This window comes from Krasilnikovia sp. MM14-A1259 (assembly GCF_047159535.1).
GTDB lineage: Bacteria > Actinomycetota > Actinomycetes > Mycobacteriales > Micromonosporaceae > Actinoplanes.
The window spans coordinates 7129486-7150638 of sequence record NZ_BAAGAJ010000002.1 but is presented as its reverse complement, the minus strand read 5'-3'; the positions used below and the strand labels follow the sequence as shown (position 1 = coordinate 7150638).

Sequence of the window (21153 nt, the reverse complement as noted above, 5' to 3'; positions counted from 1 at the left end):
CCTAGGTGCAGCGCCCCGCAGTAACTGCACATTCCCCCAGAACGGCCACCGCAGACGTCACCCGCGCGGCGGAACCGGCAGATCCCGCACGTCCCACACCTGCACGCCCCCGACCAGCCGCGGGGAACGCCCCAGCAGGTCGGTGAGCGTCACCTCCAGCAGATCCCCGTGGTGGCTGTTCGGTACCAGCACCACCACCCCGGCACGCCAGTAGCTCAGGTCGGCGATCGCGTTGCGCCGGTCGACGTAGGTGAGCGCCGGGCGCCGCCCGTACTCATCCACCCAGGCCAGCAGGACCGACGTCGGGCGCGGCGCCGCATGCCACGAACCGGTCTCGTCGCGCGGCGGCTGCGCCGGGCCCATGAAATAGCCGCGCGGCACCGCGAAGTCCAGCCCCGACAGCGCCGCCCAGCGCATCCCCGCCCGCCCGATCGTCACCTCGGGCAACGGCACCGGCACCAGCGTGCGGTCGGCGCTCACGTACTGCCGCCATGTCCCCTCGGCGAGGAACGGCGGCAACGGGTCCGCGCCGACGATCGGCAGCGGCTTGGGCAGCACCGGCACCAGCGCCACCGCCAGCGCGGCCCAGAACGCGACCCGGCGCCGCTGCGGGTGGTCCCCGATCCGGTCGGCGGCCAGCGCGATCAGCACCCCCACCAGGGTGGCCGGCACCATCGCGAACCGGGTCACGCTCACCAGATCCAGGACCGGCACGTGGCTGACCAACGCGAAGGGCAACGGGATCCCGGTGACGTGACCGGCGACGCGCAGCTTCGGGCCCAGCGACGCCACCAGCAGCACCGCCCCTGCCAGCACAACGGCCCGCGCAGCCGCCGAGCGCCACAGCATGGCCACCATCACACCCAGCATGATCAACATGGGTACGCCGAAGAACGTGTTCTCCTCGGTCGCGCTGACGGTCAACTCGCGGGCCACCGCAACGTTGCCGGCCAGCGACTGCCGCGCGTACGCGCCCAGCGAGAGCAGATCCGTCGCGACCTGGTCCGGCGTGAACGGCTGCCCGTGATAGCTGCCCGCGGCGCCGAACTGATGCCACAGCGGGTACGCCAGCAGCGCCGACGCCACCGCCACCGCCACACCCAGCCCGGCGACGAACCGGCGCCACACCGCCCTCGCCACATCCCGCCGCTGCACCGCGTACGCCGGCACGAACACCGCCAACGTCAGCGCCGTGAACAGCAACGTCTCCTCGTTGATGAACACCTGGAGCACCACGAGCAGGCCCAGAGCCACCCCACCCCGCAACACGCGCCCCGGCTCGCGCAGCCGCAACACCTGCCACACAATGAACGGCACCACGAACTGGCAGACGAAGTTCACGTGCCCGTTCGCGTGCGACACCATCGTCGGCGCGAACCCGCACCACAGGCCACCCAGCCAGGCGGCAAGACGGCCCCGCACCAGCCGGGTGAACAGCCAGTACCAGGCCGCGGCGGTGCCGGCCAGGCCGAGAGTGAGCAGCAGCACCACCGACACCCCGGCGCCCAGCCAATGGGTGATCGGTGACACCGGCAGGCCGAGGGCGAGCACCGACGTGTTCGCCATCATGTTCACGCCGGTCGGGGCGTTGAGCCGGTCGCTGAACAACAGATCAGCGCCGTGGAACACCACCCGCTCGCTGTGGGCGAGCATGAACAGGAACACGCCGTGGTCGTCGGCGTTGGCCGACAGCACCCGCCCGTTCGGGTCGCGCCACAACTGCACCAGCACCAGCACGGCCAGGGCCAGGTAGCTGAACAACGCGCCCAGATCGGCACGCCGCCGCCGGCGACCGGGAACGTCGGCAACCGGCGTGGCGGGCTCCGGGGCCCCGGGTTCCGCCCGCCGTTCGACCGCCTCGGTGACCGCGCGCACCGACGCATTCTGCCAGGCAGCCGGCCCCGCCGTCAGGGCCGGTCCCGCCGCCACCTCACCCATACCCCCACGGCCACCTCGGCGTCAGCGGCCTGGCCCGCGAGCCGCCCGCCACACCCCGTACCCCGGGCTGCGGGTGCCGGCGCAAGGTCAGGCGATTCCGTTCCGGCGTTCCGTGGTGGCCGGGGCTGCCCGACGACATGCCCGGTGCCGGCAGGCTGTCAGGGCCGAGTCCGGTGCCTGCCGCCCGCGTCGGCCGCATCGCGCAGACCCAGGCCGCGGATTCCCGGCGTGTCCAGGACAGCGCCGCCACCGGGCACCGGCACCAGCCTCCGGTCCGCCGCCGGACTCCGCCCCTTACGGCTCTCCCGCACCGGCATCACGCTGGCCCCCGCCAACGCATCGACCAGCGCAGACTTGCCCGCACCCGGGCGGCCCAGCAGCGCCAGCGAACGGCCCGGCCCCACCAGCCCGCGCAGCTCGGCCACACCGTCACCGCGGTGCGCGCTCACCGGCAACACCGGCACGCCCGCGACCACCGCAGCCACATGCCGCACGACCGCATCGGCATCCACGGCCGCGTCGGACTTCGACAGCACCACCACCGGCCGCGCCCCGGACTCCCCGGCCCACGCCAGCAGGCGTGCCAGCACAGCATCGTCGAGCCCGGGAACCATCGGCTCGACGACCGCCACGGTGTCCATGTTGGCGGCCAGCACCTCACCGGCCACCGGCGCACCCCCGAGCCCGGTCGTGTCGTGCCCGACCAGGACCGCGCGGCGCGGCAGCACGTACTCGATCGTGGTCCGCCGATCGGGCCAGCGCCGCAGCACCACCCAGTCGCCCGGACACGGCAGCCGGGCCGGATCCGCGGCCGCCGCGATCAGCACCGGCCCGCCCACGCTGGCCCGGCCGACCCCGGCCGCGCCGAGGACGGTGCAGACGCCTCGCTCGACCCTCAGCACACGGCCGGGGTCCGCGTCGGCACGGTCGAACGCCCGGTAGGCGTCGGCGAAGCCGTCGTCCCAGCCCAGGTGGGACAGATCTGACACGCTGCCCACCTCCTTCGGGGGATTTCGATCGACACACCTGCACAGACCGTACGGTCACCGCTACACCCACGAAAGCGAATTCCCATGCCGTTCTGTCGGCGCCGACCACTAGGGTTCAAGCCATGACGGCGACTCCCCTGTCACGCCCCCGCAGCGTTCGGTGCACTCGGTCATGACGGCGCCCATCGGGTCATGCCCTCGCGGCCCTCACTGCGTTCGGTGCACTCGGTCATGACGGTCGATCCGCTCGCGTTGATGACCGACGTCGAGGAGGCCACGCAGCGGGTGCTGCGCGCGGCAGCGTCCCTCGACGACGACGCGGTCACCGCACCGTCCGGTCTGTCCGGCTGGACCCGCGGCCATGTCCTGACCCACCTGGCCCGCCAGGCCGACGCCATCACCAATCTGCTCACCTGGGCGCGCACCGGCGTCGAGACCCCGGCGTACGCCTCGCCCGCAGCGCGCGTGGAGGGCATCGAGGCCGGCGCCGAGCGCCCCCTCGCCGAGCAGCTCACCGATCTGCGTACCTCTCACGAGCGGATGGCCGACGCGGCCGCCGCCATGCCCGCCGACTGCTGGACCTTCCACATCCCCTCGCGTAACCAGCTCGCCGCCGCCCTGCCGTGGGTGCGCCTGCGCGAGGTGGAGGTGCACCACGTGGACCTCGCCGTCGGCTACACGCCGGCCGACTGGTCGGACGCGTTCGCCCAGCGGCTGCTGCGCGAGATCGTGGGCGGCGCCGCCCCCGCTGCGCCCGCCATGGCGCTCCGCCCGTTCGGCCTCGATCACGAGCTGATCCTCGGCGATCCCGGCGCCGCTCCCACACCGGTCATCGGCGGCCCGACCCGGTCCATCGCGGCTTGGCTGTCCGGCCGCGGCGACGGCGCCGACCTCACGGTCTCGCCCGACGGCGAGTTGCCCATCCCGGCCACCTGGATGTGACATGTCGTCCGCGGGCGACGACAGCCCCGAGCTCGGGCACGCGGATGCCGCCTGCGGCCGGCATGCCCGAGCAGCAGCCCGGGGCCGGCCTCAGCGGGCCAACGCGGCCATGATCTGCGCCGATTCCACCGGCAGCGAGAACATCGGATAGTCGTAGGCGATCGCGTTGTCATGCTCCTCGGCCGACGTCGCAGCCGTGCAGTCGGTCAGCGTGATGACCCGGTAACCGTTCTCGTACGCGCTGCGCATCGTGGATTCGACGCAGCAGTTGGTCAGGAAACCACCGAGGATCACGGTCTCGATGCCGCGGTTGCGCAGAATGAAATCCAGGTTCGTGCTGGCGAACGTGTCCAGACCGCGCTTGCCCTCGATGAGGATGTCCCCTTCGGCCGGTGCCAGGGCGTCCACGATGGCCGCACCCCACGTGCCCTTCACGAACGCGTTGCCGTCCACCACCCCCTTGAGGATCCCGTACGGGTGGCGGCTCAACTCGCCGTAACCGGGGGCGAACGTGATCGGCGCGTGCATGACCGTCACACCGGCCGCCCGGGCCGCCTCGACCAGCGCCACCGTCTTCGGCAGCATCCCGGTCTTGTCCATCACCGCGGCCACGGCGCCGTGCAGGGCCCCGCCGTCCGAGGTGAACTCGTTCTGAAACTCGATGAGCACCAGTGCGGTCCTGGCGGGATCAAGTTGCAACGTCTCGGACACGGCTACCCCCAACGCAAATGGCACGCGGTCACGTCAGGTGTCCATGCAAACACACACCGACCTCGTCCGCCCTCAGCTGAAGGGCTCCGTCCGGCCGTGGCGCCGAACCTAGACTGTGGCGCAAGCCGCGACGCCGGCGCACGGCGACACCGAGTGGACGGTGGCGGCACACGCGCGGAGGTACCGGTGGATCTGCGACACGACCCGCTGCGCTGGCAGCCCGGCCCCGATCCCTCCCCCGGTTCGTGGCCGCCGCCCGCCGATCCCGGCCCGGCCGTGCCCGGCTGGCTCGAGGAACGCCTGTTCGACCAGCGGATCGTCATGCTGCGGGGCCCGTTGACCGGCCAGTCCGCGATGGGCGCCACGGCAGCGTTGCTGACGCTCGACGCTGCCGGGCCGGCCCCCGTGCAGGTGCACGTGGCCAGCTCCGGCGGAGAGTTGAGCGCTGCCCTGTCGATCGTCGACGTCATCGACGCCATGACCGCGCCGGTGGAGGCGGTGGTCACCGCGGAGGCCGGCGGGGCCGTCCTGGCCGTGCTCGCAGCGGCGCGGACCCGCGTCGGGTACCGGCACGCCCGGTTCCGGCTGGCCGAGCCGCGCGCCGCAGGGGTCACCGGCACAGCGGACGAGGTCGCCGCCGCAGCCGGCCAGCACCTGCGCGAGCTGGAGGAGGTCGTCCTGCGCCTCGCCCAGCTCACGGGCCAGTCCCGCGCCCGCATCGAGGACGACCTGGCCGCCGGGCACAGCCTGACCGCCGCGCAGGCGCGTGACTACGGCCTCATCGACGCGGTCGTCGGCGACGACGCCGGTCCCACGTAAGCACCACACGCACGCAAAAGGCGCGGACCCGGACGGGTCCGCGCCTTTGCGATGCGAATTACTCGGCGACCTTGACACCCATCGAACGGGCCGTGCCGGCGACAACCTTGATCGCGGCATCGACGTCGTTGGCGTTGAGGTCGGGCAGCTTGCGCTCCGCAATCGTACGGATCTGGTCGGCGCTCAGCGTGCCCACCGTCTGGGTCAGCGGGTTCGACGCGCCGGACTGGATCCCGAGCGCCTTGCGGATCAGGAAGCTGGTCGGCGGGGTCTTGTAGGTCAGCTGGTGGCTGCGGTCCTCGAAGACCGTGACGACGACCGGGATGATCTCCCCGCGCTGGTTGGCGGTGGCCTCGTCGTACTCGACCTTGACGGCCCGCATGTTGGCGCCGGTCGGGCCGAGCATCTTGCCGAGGTCGACCATCGCGGCGTTGCCCGCCTCCAGCGCGAGGGTCACCACGTGGGTCTTCTTCTTGGGCGGCATTGCTTCAGGGCTCCTTCGTGTGTGCTGCACGGGCCGAAGTAGGGAGCGCCGCCAGCATCTGAACGCACAACAACCCCGAGACCTTACAGCCGCGCCCACGAAGTGGTCAAAACGGCGTTAGTCCCGGGTAGCGCCCACCAGTGTATCCCGAGCTGGGTGGGCGGTGCCGGGTGGGCGGTCAATACCGGTCGCAGTAGCAGGACGTCATCAGCGACCGGACCGAATCGACGTACTCGGGGTTGGGCAGCTGCTTGCCGGCATAGGCGGCGTCAACCGCCCCGAACCCGCTGTTGTACCCCGCGACGACCATGTTCAGCAGACACATGCTGGAGTGGCTGCTGCACGCACCGGCCTTCAGGCTGTAGTCGCCCTTGAAGTACCGGTCGCCGAAATACTTCGTCAGCCACGCCAGATAGTTCGCTCCGATGACCGCGTTCTGGCGGTAGTCCTTCGCGTCGTACGCCTGCCCGAACCGGCCGTTGATCATGTCCTGGGTGGCGGGCATCACCTGCATCAGCCCCCGCCCGCCGTCGCAGTTGACGATGTCCGACTGCCAGCCGCTCTCATGCCACGACGTCGCCAGCACGAGCCGGGCCGGCAGCTTCAGCGTCGGCGCCGACGTCGGCCAGTACGTCTGCCCCGCAGCGGCGTTCAGCGCCGCCTTCGCCTTCGACTTCGACACCTTGGCACCCTCGTGCTTGGCGCACGCGGGCTCCTGGAAGTTGTTCGGATCCTCGGTCGGCGTCGCCTTGACCTTGGCCTTGGTCGTCGCCTTCGTCGGCGCTGTCCGCGACGGCGCCGGTGCCGCCGAAGTCTGCTCAGGCGTCGGCGACAGCGACGGCACCGGGGCAGAGGAGACCTCGTCCACCGGCACGGCCGAAACAGACTCGGCCGGCGTGGACGGCTGGTCCTGCGCCACCGCCTTGTCGTGCCCGCCCAATCCACAGCCGGCCGCCACCACCAGCCCGGCGACCGCGGACACCAGCCAGCCCGCACGCCTCATCGCACCCGTTGCCATCGACGAATTTCCTCCCCGTGTGCCGATCGACGGACGACGCTATCAGCACGTCACAGCAGCTCGCTGCCCTGGAAACGGACATACGACGCACACGCGGAAGCGCGGTCACCGGGTGCGACCCCGGGACGCCTTCCGCAACCTGACTCCGTGACAATGGGGGCATGCAGACCCGCACCGACCTACGCAACGTCGCCATCATCGCCCACGTCGACCACGGCAAAACCACCCTGGTCGACGCCATGCTGCGCCAGGGGAGCCAGTCCCACGCGCGGGGCGAGATGGCCGACCGCGTCATGGACTCCATGGACCTGGAGCGGGAAAAGGGCATCACGATCCTCGCCAAGAACACGGCGATCAGCTACCAGCCCGCCGACGGCCCGCCGGTCACCATCAACATCATCGACACTCCCGGCCACGCCGACTTCGGCGGTGAGGTCGAGCGCGGCCTGACCATGGTCGACGGGGTCGTCCTGCTGGTCGACGCCAGCGAAGGCCCGCTGCCGCAGACCCGTTTCGTGCTCCGCAAGGCGCTGCACGCCAAGCTGCCGATCATCCTGGTGATCAACAAGGTGGACCGGCCGGACGCCCGGATCAAGGAGGTCGTCGACGAAACGTACGAGCTGTTCCTCGACCTCGACGCCGACGAGCACCAGATCGAGTTCCCGATCGTCTACGCCTGCGCCCGCGACGGCATCGCCTCGCTGACCCAGCCCAAGGACGGCACCGTCCCGGACGACAGCACCGACCTCGAAGTGCTGTTCAGCACCATCCTCAACACCATCCCGGCCCCGACGTTCACCGAGGGCGCACCGCTGCAGGCGCACGTCGTCAACCTCGACGCCTCGCCGTTCCTCGGGCGTCTCGCGCTCTGCCGCGTGCACGAGGGCACCATCAGCAAGGGCCAGACCGTCGCCTGGTGCAAGACCGACGGCACGATCAGCAACGTACGCATCTCCGAGCTGCTGATCACCGAGGGCCTGGAGCGCAAGCCCGCCGAGAGCGCCGGCCCCGGCGACATCATGGCGGTCGCCGGCATCGCCGACATCATGATCGGTGAAACCCTCGCCGACGCCGCGGACCCGAAGCCGCTGCCGCTGATCCAGGTCGACGAGCCGGCCATCTCCATGGTCATCGGCACCAACACGTCGCCGCTGGTCGGCAAGGTCAAGGGCGGCAAGGTCACCGCCCGCATGGTCAAGGACCGCCTCGACAAGGAGCTGATCGGCAACGTGTCGCTGCGGGTGCTCCCCACCGAGCGCCCGGATGCCTGGGAGGTCCAGGGCCGCGGTGAGCTGGCCCTCGCGATCCTCGTCGAGCAGATGCGCCGCGAGTCATACGAGCTCACCGTCGGCAAGCCGCAGGTGGTCACCAAGACCATCGACGGCAAGGTGCACGAGCCGGTCGAGCGGCTCACCATCGACGCCCCCGACGAGTACATGGGCGCGATCACCCAGCTCCTGTCCACCCGCAAGGGCCGGATGGAAGAGCTGATCAACCACGGCACCGGCTGGCTGCGTATGGAATGGCTGGTGCCCGCGCGCGGCCTCATCGGATTCCGTACGGAGTTCCTCACCGAGACCCGCGGCACCGGCATCATGCACCACCTGTTCGAGGACTACGAACCGTGGTTCGGCGAGCTGCGTACCCGCCAGAACGGCTCGCTCGTCGCCGACCGGGCCGGCGTGGTCACCGCGTTCGCCATGACCAACCTGCAGGAGCGCGGCCAGCTCTTCGTCGAGCCGACCATCGAGGTGTACGAGGGCATGATCGTCGGCGAGAACAGCCGCCAGGACGACATGGACGTCAACATCACCAAGGAGAAGAAGCTCACCAACATGCGCTCGTCGACCGCGGACGAGACCGAGAAGCTGATCCCGCCGCGCAAGCTGTCGCTGGAGCAGGCCCTCGAGTTCTGCCGCGAGGACGAATGCGTCGAGGTGACGCCCGCCGCGGTGCGCATCCGCAAGGTCGTACTCGACCAGCAGACCCGCGGCCGGGCAGCAGCCCGCCGCAAGCACCAGCAGTGACGCCGACGGGGTGCGGGCGCTGGCGCCCGCACCCCGTCGCGCCTATGCGTTGACCAGTTCCTTGCGGCGGTCGCGCGACGACTTGGCCAGGCTGGCGGCGGTGGCCACACCCAACGTGCCGATGATGACCAGCAGCGACAGCCAGATCGGGATCTCGGGTGCCCAGCCCACCCCCTGCCCGCCGTTGATGAACGGCACCTGGTTGGTGTGCAGCGCCTCGAGGAACAGCTTGACGCCGATGAAGCCGAGCACCACCGCGAGCCCGATGTTGAGGTAGACCAGCCGCTGCAGCAGCCCGCCGAGCAGGAAGTACAGCTGGCGGAGCCCCATCAGCGCGAACACGTTGGCCGTGAAGACCAGGAATGGTTCCTTCGTGATGCCGAAGATCGCCGGAATCGAGTCGAGGGCGAAGATCAGGTCGGTCGTCCCGATCGCGATCATCACGATGAGCATCGGGGTGAACAGCCGCTGCCCCGTGGTGGCGATCATCGTCAGCCGCCCGCTGTCGTACGAGCTGGACACCGGCAATGCGCGCTTGGCCCACCGGATGAGGACGTTCTCCTTGAAGTCGTCTTCGTCGTTCTCACCCTGCCGGACCAGCGTGATCGCGGTGTAGACCAGGAACGCCCCGAAGAGGTAGAAGATCCACGAGAACTGGGTGATCAGCGCGGCCCCGGCGGCGATGAACGCGCCCCGCATGAGCAGGGCCAGCACGATCCCGATCAGCAACACCTTCTGCTGGAACTGCCGGGGCACCGCGAACCGCGCCATGATCAGCACGAAGACGAAGAGGTTGTCGACAGAGAGGCTGTACTCGGTCAGCCAGCCGGTGTAGAACTCACCCGCATACCGCCCGCCGGCCGTCGCCCAGACGCCGAGCCCGAACAGCAGGGCGAGCACGACGTAGAAGGTCACCCAGCCGCCGGCCTCACGCATGCTCGGCTCGTGGGGACGGCGCCCGATGATCAACAGGTCGACGGCGAGGATTGCGGCCAGCGCGACCAGGGTGATGATCCAGACCCAGGCGGAAACATTCAACGAGAACCTCCGGCAGACACGGTTCATCGCCACGCCGTCGGTTCGACGGAGCGCAGCGACGTGCGACTGTCGGAGGTCTCTTCCGCCGCATCCTTCACGAAGATGCGACCGCCGGCCCCGGGTCCGCCCGGGCGGGCGGAGCCGTGTTGACGACACCGGCGCGGGGGAATACTCCCCTCCTACGCCCATCATTCTTGCCCATGGAAGGCCGTTTCTGCACACCCCCGCGGAAAGGGTGTGAAGGCTCTCTTTCGCTAATCGCCCGTTCTCGGACATTTGGCGGTGAGGGAGGTCACCATTCGTGTGGCGTCCTAGGAGGATAGTTTGATGGCGTCGGCGCCGGCGATGATCGCCACGTTAAGGTGTCGACCATGGTTCTCGAAGTCGCTCTGATCGACATCCTGCCCGGCCACGAGAACGCGTTCATCGCCGACTACCGGCAGGGGCATCCCGTGCTCGCCGGCACGCCGGGCTGCCGCTCCGTACGCATGACGCGCGGGATCGAGTCGCCGTCACGGTTCGTCCTGCTGGTCGAATGGGACAGCGTCGCCGCCCATGAGGAGAACTTCCGGGGCACCGAGCGCTTCGCCCAGTGGCGCGGCTTCATCGGCAAGCACTTCGCCAACCCGCCGCTCGTCGAACACTTCACCGACATCACCCCGGACGGCCTCTGACGCGACGGCCGCTCCCCTGGGCCACCCGGGACGTCGACCCCAGCTGACGACGGCGAGTGCCGCCCTGGAAGACCACGCCCACCCGCCGCCCGCTCCCTCGTCGCCGACGGCGGACCTGCTCCCCAGACCTCGCTCGCGCCGCCGGCTCAGCGCACCCCGGCCGCATCCATGCCGCGCAGTTCCTTCTTCAGCTCGGCCATCTCGTCACGGATCCTCGCCGCCAGCTCGAACTGCAGCTCACGAGCGGCGGCGAGCATCTGGTCGTTGAGGTCCTGGATCAGCTGGGCCAGCTCGGCGCGGGCCATGCCCTCGCGGGCGGGCTGCACCGCGCCGCGGGCCTTGGACCGCGTCTCCGGCACCGGGCCCTTGCCACGCGACATCTGCCGCCCGCCGCCGCCCACCACATGCCCGCCCGGACCGTGGCCACCGATCGCGGTGTCGGTGTCCTCGGCCTCGCGGTAGATGTCGTCGAGGATGTCGTGGATCTTCTTCCGCAACGGCTCCGGGCTGATGCCGTTGGCCTCGTTGTGGGCGATCTGCTTGGCCCGGCGGCGGCTCGTCTCCTCGATGGCGTCACGCATGGACGGCGTCATCTTGTCCGCATACATGTGGACCTCGCCCGAGACGTTACGGGCGGCCCGGCCGATCGTCTGGATCAGGGAACGGCCGCTGCGCAGGAAGCCCTCCTTGTCGGCGTCCAGAATGGCCACCAGTGACACCTCGGGCAGGTCGAGGCCCTCCCGCAGCAGGTTGATGCCGACCAGCACGTCGTAGTCGCCCTTGCGCAGCTCCTTCAGCAGCTCCACACGGCGCAGCGTGTCGACCTCCGAATGCAGATACCGCACCCGGATGCCGTTCTCCAGCAGGTAGTCGGTCAGGTCCTCGGCCATCTTCTTCGTCAGGGTGGTGACCAGCACCCGCTCGTCGCGCTCCGTCCGCAGCCGGATCTCGTGCATGAGATCGTCGATCTGCCCCTTGGTCTGTTTGACCACCACCTGCGGATCCACCAGGCCCGTCGGGCGGATGACCTGCTCGACAAACTCCCCAGCCGACTGCTGCAGCTCCCACGGGCCCGGGGTGGCGGAGAGGAACACCATCTGCCCTACCCGCTCCAGGAACTCGTCGAACCGCAACGGCCGGTTGTCCGCTGCGCTGGGCAACCGGAAACCGTGCTCGACGAGGATCCGCTTACGCGAGGCGTCGCCCTCGTACATGCCGCCGATCTGCGGGATCGTCACATGCGACTCGTCGATCACCGTGACGTAGTCATCCGGGAAGTAGTCCAGCAGCGTGAACGACGGCTCCCCGTACGTCCGGCCGTCCATGTGCATGGAGTAGTTCTCGATGCCGTTGCAGAAGCCGACCTGACGCATCATCTCGACGTCGTACGTCGTCCGCATGCGCAGCCGTTGCGCCTCCAGCAGCTTGCCCTGCCGGTCCAGCTCGGCCAGCCGCTCCTCCAGCTCAGCCTCGATGCCGCGGATGGCCCGCTCCATCCGCTCCGGGCCGGCCACGTAGTGCGACGCCGGGAAGATGATCAGCTGATCGACCTCGCGGACGATCTCCCCGGTCAGCGGATGCAGGTAGTAGAGCTTCTCCACCTCGTCGCCGAACAGCTCGATGCGCACCGCGAGCTCCTCGTACGCCGGGATGATCTCGAGGGTGTCGCCCCGCACCCGGAACGTCCCCCGCTGGAACGCCATGTCGTTGCGCGAGTACTGGATCTCGACCAGGCGACGCAGGAGCTGGTCGCGGTCGACCTCCGCCCCGACGCGGACAGTCACGCTGCGGTCCAGGTACTCCTGCGGGGTGCCCAGGCCGTAGATTGCGCTGACCGTCGCGACGACGACCGTGTCGCGGCGAGTGAGCAGCGACATCGTCGCGGAGTGGCGCAGCCGCTCGACCTCCTCGTTGATCGAGGAGTCCTTCTCGATGTACGTGTCGGTCTGCGGAATGTACGCCTCGGGCTGGTAGTAGTCGTAGTAACTCACGAAATACTCCACCGCGTTGTGCGGCAGCAGCTCGCGGAACTCCTTCGCCAGCTGGGCACAGAGTGTCTTGTTGGGAGCCAGCACGAGCGCGGGGCGCTGGAGCCGCTCGATGAGCCAGGCGGTCGTCGCGCTCTTGCCCGTGCCGGTGGCGCCGAGCAGCACCACGTTTCGCTCCCCGCCGCGGACGCGGCGCTCCAGCTCGTCGATCGCGGCCGGCTGGTCACCGGCGGGTTGATAGTCGCTGATGACCTGGAAGCGGCCGTCGAGTCGAGGGATGTCGAGCGCCATGACGCCAACGGTACGACGAGGGTCCGACAACTTCGCCCGGTCCCGCCCGGGCCGCACCCGCCCCGCGCCGGCGAGGCTCCGGGCGGGTGTTCGGAGGGTGCCAATTCGGCCCCGGCCGCGGGCATTGTGAGCGCTTGCGCGGCTCCCCTAGCCTGATCCGGTAGGCCGCTCGCGGCGGCCGCCCGACCGGCCGGGCCGATCAACGGCCCGCCCGCGTCGGCACCGAGGTTGCTGCCCCGGCCAAGGCTGGCGAGCGCACCTACGGGTGGTCGCGCCCTGCGCTGACCGGCCGCCGCGAGCGCCCTCTCCCCAGGGCCGGATCCAGCTCCCCCATGCGCACCCGCCCTCCGAGGCGCATCCGGATTTCCTGCGCGCGCCCCGATTTCCCCTCGCGCATTCGGGCTCGCTCCGCGCGCGGATTCCCAACACCCGCCCGGATTCCCTACGCCCGCCCGGATTCCTGACGCGGGCCCGGATTCAGGTCGGCTGCCAGCCGGCCTGCTCCGCCCATGCGTACGCCGCCCGCGCCTCGGCCACGAGCCACGGTTCCTTCGCTTCGGCGTGACAGCCCACGTCCGGGTGCTGGCCGGCCCAGTGCTGCTCGGCCGCCGCGTACCCGTCGCGGGCCTCGGGCACCGCCCGCAGGTGGTCGCGCATGAGCAACGCGAAACGCCAGCCTGGCGAACCGCTCACCCGCACATGCAGGCGCATCGGCCGACCTGGATCGGCGCTGCCGTGCATCCTTTTGGGCCACGTCTGCCCCGCGCAGTCCCGCGCGTCGTCGGCCCATTCCCCTGGACGACGCGGCAGACCCGTCGCCGCGAGGTCGTCGGCCAGCGAATCGGCCTCCGCCAGCGTGCGCACGGCAAGCATGAGTTCGATGACATCCCGGGCCGGCATGCCCGGCACCGCGGTCGAACCGACGTGGGTGACGTCCGCCTCACGGCCCAGCCGGGACCGCAGCGCAAACCGCAGGCGGGCGATGCTGCGCTCAGCCTGGGCGGACCACGTCGGATCCGGCGCGACGACGTGCCACTCGCGGTCTGCGGGCGCGGCACTGCCCGCCCGCAGATTTTCCTCGTACGGGCGCAGTCGGTCCCGCCACAGCGCATCGACTCGCGCCTCGAGTTCGGCGAGGCCGGCGTCGTTGGCGACGACGATGTCCGCGGCGGCCCGGCGACGATCGTCGTCGGCCTGGGCGGCGATTCGGGCGGCGGCGTCCTCGGGGGTCATGCCGCGGTGTTCGACCAGGCGGCTGATCCTGGTCTGCGGGTCGGCCTCGACGACCACGACCAGGTGGAACGACGGGGCCAGTCCGGTTTCGACGAGTAGCGGCACGTCGTTGACGACGATCGCGTCGGACGGTGCCCGGGCGGCGAGTTCCGCGGTGCGGGCGCGTACCCGGGGGTGGATGATGGATTCGAGCCGGCGGCGGGCCGCCTCGTCGCCGAACACCCGGGCTCCGAGTGCGGGCCGGTCGAGTTCTCCGTCGGCGCCCACCACGGCCGGCCCGAACGCCTCGACCACCTCGGCCAGCCCGTCCGTACCGGCGGCCACGACCTCGCGGGCGAGCCGGTCGGCGTCGATCAGCATGGCGCCGCGGGCGACGAGCCGCTGGGCGACCGCGCTCTTGCCCGCACCGATGCCGCCCGTGAGCCCCACCATCAACACGCGGTCAGCCTAGTGCGCGCCGAGCCGGCGTTGGCACCGACCTTCGCGACCCGATGTCTGCGGCGGCAGATGTGGACCCACGCAGGGGCCTGACGCAAATGAGGCCCTTATGACGGACCCGACGCACAGCGCTGGGCCCACGTGACGAACGGCGAAGGCCCGCCCGCGACGAGTCGCGGACGGGCCTTCGTGGTCAGGCTGTCCGGGTCAGCTCTTGCCGCCGGCGAGCTTCTCCCGCAGCGCGGCGAGCGCCTCGTCGGTGGCCAGCGTGCCGGCCGGCTCCTCCGCGGCGCGCGCCGGGGCCGGCGAGCTCGAGGAGGCGGACGACGGGCCGCTCGTGCCACCCGCAGGGGCCGGGTTGAGCGCAGCCTCGGCCTCGGCCTCGCGGGACGCCTGCACCTGCTTGGTGTGGGCCTCCCACCGCTCGCGAGCGTCGGCGTACTGCTTCTCCCACGCCTCGCGCTGCTTGTCGAAGCCTTCGAGCCACTCGCCCGTCTCCGGGTCGAAGCCCTCCGGGTAGATGTAGTTGCCCTCGGCGTCGTACGTCGCGGCCATGCCGTAGAGGGTGGGGTCGAAGTGCTCCTCGCCCTCCACGAAGTTCTCGTTGGCCTGCTTGAGCGACAACGAGATCCGGCGACGCTCCAGGTCGATGTCGATGACCTTGACCATGACGTCCGACCCGACCTGGACGACCTGCTCGGGCAGCTCGACGTGACGCTCGGCCAGCTCGGAGATGTGCACCAGGCCCTCGATGCCGTCGTCGACGCGCACGAACGCGCCGAACGGCACCAGCTTGGTGACCTTGCCCGGGACGATCTGGTTGATCGCGTGGGTCCGGGCGAACTGGCGCCACGGGTCCTCCTGCGTCGCCTTGAGCGACAGCGAGACGCGCTCGCGGTCCAGGTCGACGTCGAGCACCTCGACCTCGACCTCCTGGCCGACCTCGACAACCTCGGACGGGTGGTCGATGTGCTTCCAGGAGAGCTCGGAGACGTGCACGAGGCCGTCCACACCGCCCAGGTCGACGAATGCGCCGAAGTTGACGATGGAGGACACGACGCCCTTGCGGACCTGGCCCTTCTGCAGCTTGTTGAGGAACTCGGTGCGGACCTCGGACTGGGTCTGCTCGAGCCACGCACGGCGGGACAGGACCACGTTGTTGCGGTTCTTGTCCAGCTCGATGATCTTCGCTTCGAGCTCACGGCCCACATACGGCTGCAGGTCGCGCACCCGGCGCATCTCGACCAAGGAGGCGGGCAGGAAGCCGCGCAGGCCGATGTCGAGGATGAGACCGCCCTTGACGACCTCGATGACGGAGCCGCGCACGACGCCGTCGTCCTCCTTGATCTTCTCGATGGTGCCCCAGGCGCGCTCGTACTGCGCCCGCTTCTTCGAGAGGATCAGCCGGCCCTCCTTGTCCTCCTTGGTGAGGACGAGGGCTTCGATGTGGTCTCCGACCGACACCACTTCCGCGGGGTCCACGTCATGCTTGATCGACAACTCGCGCGAGGGGATGACGCCCTCGGTCTTGTAGCCGATGTCGAGCAGGACTTCGTCCCGATCGACCTTGACGACGGTGCCTTCGACAATGTCGCCGTCGTTGAAGTACTTGATGGTCTCGTCGATGGCCGCGAGGAATGCTTCCTCCGACCCGAGGTCGTCGACGGTGACCTTGGGGGCGCTCGAGGTGGCCTCGATGCTGCTCGTCATGTGGACAGTTGCTCCGAACGGATGGATTCGTGGTGTCTCTCGCGCCCGGCGGAACTGCCGGCGGGCACAGCGCGAACATCCGTCGTGATCATGGCGATCGAGGCCCTGATCAGGTTAGTTTGCACGAGCTGGCACCGACGACCACGGAGCCTGCTCCCTGCCGAGGCACACGATCCGCGAGCGCATCGACTAGCTTACCGTGCGCATTACCACAGGTTGCAAGCCCTCCAGATGACGGCGGCACAATGTTTCGCCTGAACCCTCCAGCCCGACCGTTTTGTTCCGCTTTCTCCCTACCGACAACCGGTGGGAGACCGTTGCGGCGCACGCTCGGAAGGCCCTTCCCCGTACCGTTGCCCTGGTGATCGAAATGCAACCCACCGCCGATCCGGCCCCGGCCGTCACCCGCCGGGCCGTCACCGACGACGAGACCCGAGCCGCCAGCCGCCGCTGGTGGGACGGCGACGCCGACGACTATCAGGCCGAGCACGGCGCGTTCCTCGGCGACGCCGACCTGGTGTGGTGTCCCGAGGGTCTGCGCGAGGCCGATGCACGGCTGCTGGGCGACGTGTCCGGCCGGCGGGTCCTCGAACTGGGGTGCGGGGCCGCCGCCGGGGCTCGCTGGCTGGCCGGACGGGGCGCCGGAGTGGTGGCAATGGACCTGTCCGCGGGCATGCTGCGCCACGCCCGGCTCGCCTCGGACCGCTCGGGGATCCCGGTGCCCCTGGTGCAGGCCGACGGCCTGGCACTGCCGTTCGGCGCCGCCACGTTCGACATCGTGTGCACGGCGTTCGGGACGGTGCCGTTCGTGGCCGATTCGCAGAGCGTGATGCGTGAGGTCGCACGGGTCCTGCGCCCCGGCGGCCGGTGGGTGTTTTCCATCACACATCCGATGCGGTGGGTGTTCCTCGACGACCCCGGCGAGGCCGGCCTGATGGCGGTGCAGTCGTACTTCGACCGGCGTCCATACGTCGAACAGGACGATGACGGCGTGCCCGTGTACGTCGAACAGCACCGCACCCTCGGCGACCGGGTCCGCGAGCTGGTCGCGGCCGGGTTCGTGCTGCGCGACCTGGTCGAGCCGGAGTGGCCCGAGGGCCACGAGCAGGTATGGGGCCAGTGGAGCCCGCTGCGTGGACAGATCTTCCCGGGCACCGCCATCTTCGTGGCCGAACTGCCCTGACCCGCGGCCCCGCGAATCGGCCGGCCCGGCCGGGCCGCAGTGGTACGGGCAACGAGCCCGGTTTGTCCGCTCGGCGACGTGACCCCTACCGCGCGGGCAGATCCGGCGAGCCGTCGGCGAGCGCGCGTTCGGCGAGCGCCAGCCAGCCCGAGTCGGCCACGGTCCAGGGCCACGGTCGGCCCCGGCCGCCCCACTCCCGTCGGGCGTTCGCCACGAACGTAGCCGCCCCGGTCCGGTCGCCCTGCACGGCCGCGGTGTAGGCCAGCACCGCCCACGGGGTGCCGGCACACCCGGTGCCGGAGGCGTCCGACGGCGGGCAGGCAGCGGTCCACTCAGGCCAGTGCGCGGTGAAGTCCGCCCAGACCTGCCCGCGTTGCGCGGCCGGACCGAGCCGGGCCCACAACGGCCATGCCTGGCCCGCAGACGTGGAGTCGTCCCCGGCGTTCGGATACCAGGTGTCCCAGTCCGGGCAGGTTCCTCCGGCGCGGCAGACGACGGTCGCGTCGGTGTCGTTGGCGTACATGCCGACGCCGGGCAGGTACAGGTGATCCTCGATGGCAGCGGCGACCACGTCTGCCTCGCCGGCCCAGTAGTCGGCCTTGCCGGCGTCCTTGATCACGTACCGTTCGAGCCAGCTCAGTGCGGCGAAGCCCTGCTGCGCCTCGACGTTGTCCATCAGGTACTTCGCGTGCCAGTCCGGCTTGGCCCAGGTGAGCCCGTCCACCTGCTTGGTCGCCTCGATGGCGTTCGCGATGGATTCCAGCAGGTAGCCCTGGTCCGCGACCCAGCCGGCGTCGGCGGGGTTCGCCCGCGCGTACGCCTGCATCGCCATCAGGAACGTGCCGGCGTAGCCGTCGGACGAGTCGTAGTAACACTGCTCGGAGGCGTTGCCGTTGCCGTCGATGGTGGTCTCGACGCCGGTGACCACGTTGATCCGGTAGTCGCACGCGGTGCCGTACACCCCGAGCGGGTCGGGCCATTGCACGTGCCTCAGGTACCAGTCGAGGTAGGCCTTCGCCGCCGGGAAGTAGCGCGGGCCTGCGGCGACGAGCCCCGGCACCGCAAGGTTCGCCAGGTACGGGCGGACGAGCGCGTCCGTCGCGGAGTCGATTCCGCCGCCCGGGATGTTGACCGAGATGGCGCCGCTCGCCGCGCCGTGCCCCGGCGGAACCTGGGCCTGCGAGATCCAGTCGGCCTCGTCCGCGACGGCGGCGGCGTAGTCGAGGGCGGGAGCCGCGGCACCAACCTGCCAGGCGAACGACGCGCTGCCGGTGCGCCCGGCGGCGTCGGTGGCGGTGACGACGACGGTCGGCGAGACCTCCGTCGTGGGGGTGCCGGAGATGACGCCGGTGGCCGGGTCGAGTACCAGGCCGTCGGGCAGGCCGCTGACCGACCAGGTGTACGGCGCGGAACCGCCCGTCGCGCCGAGAGCGACGGTGGTGGGGGCTCCGACGGTGCCGTTGCGGGTGCCCGGGTCGGCGACGGACACGGCCACGGTGACGGCGATGGTGAACGTCGTGGTTCCGGTGCGGCCAGTCGCATCGGTGACGGTCACGGTGATCGTGTTGTCGCCGGCCGCGGCCGGGATGCCGGAAAGGTAGCCGGCCGGATCGATCGTCAGGCCCGCGGGCAGGCCGGTCGCGGACCAGGCGTACGGGGCGGTGCCGCCACGGGCGGTCAGTGCGGTGCGCACCGCCACGCCGACCGTGCCGATCTGGTCACCGGGGTCGGCGAGCTCCGGGGCGGTGGCGGTGATCCAGGTGAACGTCGCCGCGCCGGTGCGCTTGGCCGAGTCCGTCACGGTGACCGCGACCGTGGCCGTGCCGGCACTCGAGGGCGTACCGGAAATCACCCCGGTGCCCGCGTTCAAGCTCAGCCCTGCCGGCAGACCGGCCGCCGACCACGTGTACGGGCCGGTCCCGCCCTTCGCCGCCAATGCCAGCGTCGTCGCCTGCCCCACCGTGCCCTGCTGAACACCCGGATCCACCACCGACACCGGCGCCGCCGCCACATCCCAGGTGAAGGCCACGCTGCCCGGGATCTTCGCCGCATCGGTCGCCGTCACCGTCACCGAGTACGACCCCGCACCCGACGCCGTACCCGAGATCACACCGGTCTTCGCGTTGATGCTCACGCCGACGGGCAACCCCACCGCCGACCACACGTACGGCGCCTTCGCACCCGAAGCAGACAACGCCAGTGACACCACCGCACCGACCACCGACGCCCGCGTACCCGGACTCGACACCACCGGCGCCACCCCGGCCGTCCACGAGAACGACACACTCCCGGCACGCTTGGCCGGATCGGTGGCGGTGACCTTGGCCGCGGAGGTGCCCGCCTTCGTCGGCGTGCCGGAGATCAGACCGGTGGCGGCGTTGATGCTCAGCCCGGTCGGCAGCCCGGTCGCGGACCAGGTGTACGGGGTCTGGCCGCCGGCCGCCGCCATCTGCAGACTCGACGCCTGGTTGACGCCGCTGTACCGGGTGCCCGGGTTGGTCACGGTCACGGCGGCGGCGGTGATCCAGGTGAACGTGGCGGTGCCGGTGCGCTTGACCGAGTCCGTCGCCGTGACCGTCACCGAGAACGACCCCGCACGCGACGGCCTGCCGGAGACCACCCCGGTGCCCGCGTTCAAGCTCAGCCCTGACGGCAATCCGGTCGCCGACCACGTGTACCGCCCGGTGCCACCCTTCGCCGCCAACGTCAGCGTCGTCGCCTGCCCCACCGTGCCCTGCTGAACACCCGGATCCACCACCGACACCGCCGCGGCAGCCACATCCCAGCCGAACGCCACACTGCCCGGGATCTTCGCCGCATCGGTCGCCGTCACCGTCACCGAGAACGACCCCGCACCCGACGCCGTACCCGAGATCACACCCGTCGACGCGTCGATGCCCAACCCGGGCGGCAACCCCACCGCCGACCACACGTACGGCGCCTTCGCACCCGACGCCGACAACGCCACCGACGCCGCCGCACCGACCACCGACGCCCGCGTACCCGGACTCGACACCACCGGCGCCACCCCGGCCGTCCACCAGAACGACACACTCCCGGACAGCTTCGTCTTGTCGGTCGCGACGACCTTGGCCGCGTAGGTGCCCGCCTTCGTCGGTGTGCCGGAGATCAGACCGGTGGTGGCGTTGATGCCCAGCCCGGTCGGCAGCCCGGTCGCCGTCCATGCGTAAGGCTTCGTCCCGCCGGTGGCGGCCATCTGCAGGCTTGTCGGGTGACTGATGCCGCTGTAGCGGGCACCCGGGTCGGCGACCGTCGGGCCCGTCGCGGCCTGCGCTGCGGGCACGGCCACGAATCCGGCCAGCAGCGTCGCGACACCGGCCAGTGCCAGTGCCGCCAGCGCACGTGAGCGCCGCCGTGACTGCCGAACCACATCCGGCAAGCGACCCGTCATGCCCAACCTCCCACGCCCTGATGACACAGGCCGAAGGTAAGGATCTGCGGCACCAGAGCGGGAGACGCATGGGGGCAGGGCAGATCTGCGGTCGGTGACCCCCGCCTCCGCCGGGGATCCATGTCCGTGACCGATCGGACGAGATCAGTTCAGGGCGATCTCAAGATCGCGCATCGGGACCAACCGGAAACCTCCTCAGCCACAGCGGTAACGGCTTGCGGCTGGGGTGTGAAGAACTTCTCCGGAAAAGTCCTCAAG

The 21153-nt window shown here is 70.5% G+C and carries 14 protein-coding genes and 1 pseudogene; 5 read left to right on the top strand and 10 right to left on the bottom strand.

All coding sequences use genetic code 11. The annotated features are described in order from the left end of the window. Positions 1–57: 57 nt before the first annotated feature. Together ACMCNK_RS32535 and rsgA are read right to left on the bottom strand one after the other, a co-directional pair. The gene (locus ACMCNK_RS32535; RefSeq protein WP_412740152.1) at positions 58–1875 is read right to left on the bottom strand and encodes a hypothetical protein; all 1818 of its coding nucleotides are present in this window, start codon (positions 1873–1875) and stop codon (positions 58–60) included. 254 nt (positions 1876–2129) lie between these two features. Further along, positions 2130–2927 (bottom strand): annotated as a pseudogene (gene rsgA / locus ACMCNK_RS32530) (GTPase RsgA); the annotation flags it as partial. Positions 2928–3158: 231 nt separating this feature from the next. On the opposite strand from rsgA, the gene ACMCNK_RS32525 reads away from it, so the two are divergent. After that, a complete protein-coding gene (locus ACMCNK_RS32525; protein WP_412740151.1) occupies positions 3159–3869 on the top strand; it encodes a maleylpyruvate isomerase family mycothiol-dependent enzyme in 711 nt (236 codons plus the stop codon). Positions 3870–3959: 90 nt separating this feature from the next. On the opposite strand, the gene ACMCNK_RS32520 is transcribed toward ACMCNK_RS32525, so the two are convergent. Next, complete coding sequence (locus ACMCNK_RS32520; RefSeq protein ID WP_412740150.1) at positions 3960–4580, bottom strand: cysteine hydrolase family protein; 621 nt, start codon at positions 4578–4580, stop codon at positions 3960–3962. Between the two features lie 186 nt (positions 4581–4766). On the opposite strand from ACMCNK_RS32520, the gene ACMCNK_RS32515 reads away from it, so the two are divergent. Continuing rightward, positions 4767–5399 (top strand): ClpP family protease, encoded by a 633-nt coding sequence (locus ACMCNK_RS32515; protein WP_412740149.1) that lies wholly within the window; start codon positions 4767–4769, stop codon positions 5397–5399. A gap of 58 nt (positions 5400–5457) precedes the next feature. On the opposite strand, the gene ACMCNK_RS32510 is transcribed toward ACMCNK_RS32515, so the two are convergent. Together ACMCNK_RS32510 and ACMCNK_RS32505 are read right to left on the bottom strand one after the other, a co-directional pair. Then, the gene (locus ACMCNK_RS32510) at positions 5458–5883 is read right to left on the bottom strand and encodes an uL11 family ribosomal protein (protein WP_412740148.1); all 426 of its coding nucleotides are present in this window, start codon (positions 5881–5883) and stop codon (positions 5458–5460) included. Between the two features lie 178 nt (positions 5884–6061). Then, complete coding sequence (locus tag ACMCNK_RS32505) at positions 6062–6901, bottom strand: transglycosylase SLT domain-containing protein (protein ID WP_412740147.1); 840 nt, start codon at positions 6899–6901, stop codon at positions 6062–6064. Between the two features lie 161 nt (positions 6902–7062). On the opposite strand from ACMCNK_RS32505, the gene typA reads away from it, so the two are divergent. Continuing rightward, on the top strand, positions 7063–8928 hold the full coding sequence (typA, locus tag ACMCNK_RS32500; RefSeq protein WP_412740146.1) for a translational GTPase TypA: 1866 nt from the start codon (positions 7063–7065) through the stop codon (positions 8926–8928). Positions 8929–8970: 42 nt separating this feature from the next. Here typA and ACMCNK_RS32495 read toward each other — a convergent pair whose 3' ends face one another. Beyond that, entirely contained in the window at positions 8971–9993 is a 1023-nt protein-coding gene (locus tag ACMCNK_RS32495; protein ID WP_412740145.1) for a TerC family protein, read from the bottom strand. 344 nt (positions 9994–10337) lie between these two features. Here ACMCNK_RS32495 and ACMCNK_RS32490 point away from each other — a divergent pair, with 344 nt between their 5' ends. Further along, the gene (locus ACMCNK_RS32490; protein WP_412740144.1) at positions 10338–10640 is read left to right on the top strand and encodes an antibiotic biosynthesis monooxygenase family protein; all 303 of its coding nucleotides are present in this window, start codon (positions 10338–10340) and stop codon (positions 10638–10640) included. Between the two features lie 146 nt (positions 10641–10786). Here the strand turns inward: ACMCNK_RS32490 and uvrB are convergent, their stop codons facing one another. From uvrB to rpsA, 3 genes are all read right to left on the bottom strand, one after another. Further along, positions 10787–12919, bottom strand: coding sequence for an excinuclease ABC subunit UvrB (gene uvrB / locus ACMCNK_RS32485; RefSeq protein WP_412740143.1), 2133 nt, complete (start codon positions 12917–12919; stop codon positions 10787–10789). A gap of 477 nt (positions 12920–13396) precedes the next feature. Further along, the gene (coaE, locus tag ACMCNK_RS32480; RefSeq protein ID WP_412740142.1) at positions 13397–14590 is read right to left on the bottom strand and encodes a dephospho-CoA kinase; all 1194 of its coding nucleotides are present in this window, start codon (positions 14588–14590) and stop codon (positions 13397–13399) included. 207 nt (positions 14591–14797) lie between these two features. After that, positions 14798–16300, bottom strand: coding sequence for a 30S ribosomal protein S1 (gene rpsA / locus ACMCNK_RS32475; protein WP_412740141.1), 1503 nt, complete (start codon positions 16298–16300; stop codon positions 14798–14800). Between the two features lie 370 nt (positions 16301–16670). Here rpsA and ACMCNK_RS32470 point away from each other — a divergent pair, with 370 nt between their 5' ends. Then, entirely contained in the window at positions 16671–17483 is an 813-nt protein-coding gene (locus ACMCNK_RS32470; RefSeq protein ID WP_412741059.1) for a class I SAM-dependent methyltransferase, read from the top strand. Positions 17484–17568: 85 nt separating this feature from the next. Here the strand turns inward: ACMCNK_RS32470 and ACMCNK_RS32465 are convergent, their stop codons facing one another. Continuing rightward, a complete protein-coding gene (locus ACMCNK_RS32465) occupies positions 17569–20895 on the bottom strand; it encodes a putative Ig domain-containing protein (RefSeq protein ID WP_412740140.1) in 3327 nt (1108 codons plus the stop codon). Positions 20896–21153 lie beyond the last annotated feature (258 nt).

What these genes read in the sequence shown, in the direction of transcription:
- uvrB (WP_412740143.1), bottom strand. Translation starts at nt 12,919, where the DNA reads ATGGCGCTCGACATCCCTCGACTCGACGGCCGCTTCCAGGTCATCAGC.
- ACMCNK_RS32495 (WP_412740145.1), bottom strand. Translation starts at nt 9,993, where the DNA reads ATGAACCGTGTCTGCCGGAGGTTCTCGTTGAATGTTTCCGCCTGGGTC.
- ACMCNK_RS32525 (WP_412740151.1), top strand. Translation starts at nt 3,159, where the DNA reads ATGACGGTCGATCCGCTCGCGTTGATGACCGACGTCGAGGAGGCCACG.
- ACMCNK_RS32465 (WP_412740140.1), bottom strand. Translation starts at nt 20,895, where the DNA reads ATGACGGGTCGCTTGCCGGATGTGGTTCGGCAGTCACGGCGGCGCTCA.
- ACMCNK_RS32470 (WP_412741059.1), top strand. Translation starts at nt 16,671, where the DNA reads ATGCAACCCACCGCCGATCCGGCCCCGGCCGTCACCCGCCGGGCCGTC.
- ACMCNK_RS32490 (WP_412740144.1), top strand. Translation starts at nt 10,338, where the DNA reads ATGGTTCTCGAAGTCGCTCTGATCGACATCCTGCCCGGCCACGAGAAC.
- ACMCNK_RS32510 (WP_412740148.1), bottom strand. Translation starts at nt 5,883, where the DNA reads ATGCCGCCCAAGAAGAAGACCCACGTGGTGACCCTCGCGCTGGAGGCG.
- rpsA (WP_412740141.1), bottom strand. Translation starts at nt 16,300, where the DNA reads ATGACGAGCAGCATCGAGGCCACCTCGAGCGCCCCCAAGGTCACCGTC.
- ACMCNK_RS32505 (WP_412740147.1), bottom strand. Translation starts at nt 6,901, where the DNA reads ATGGCAACGGGTGCGATGAGGCGTGCGGGCTGGCTGGTGTCCGCGGTC.
- typA (WP_412740146.1), top strand. Translation starts at nt 7,063, where the DNA reads ATGCAGACCCGCACCGACCTACGCAACGTCGCCATCATCGCCCACGTC.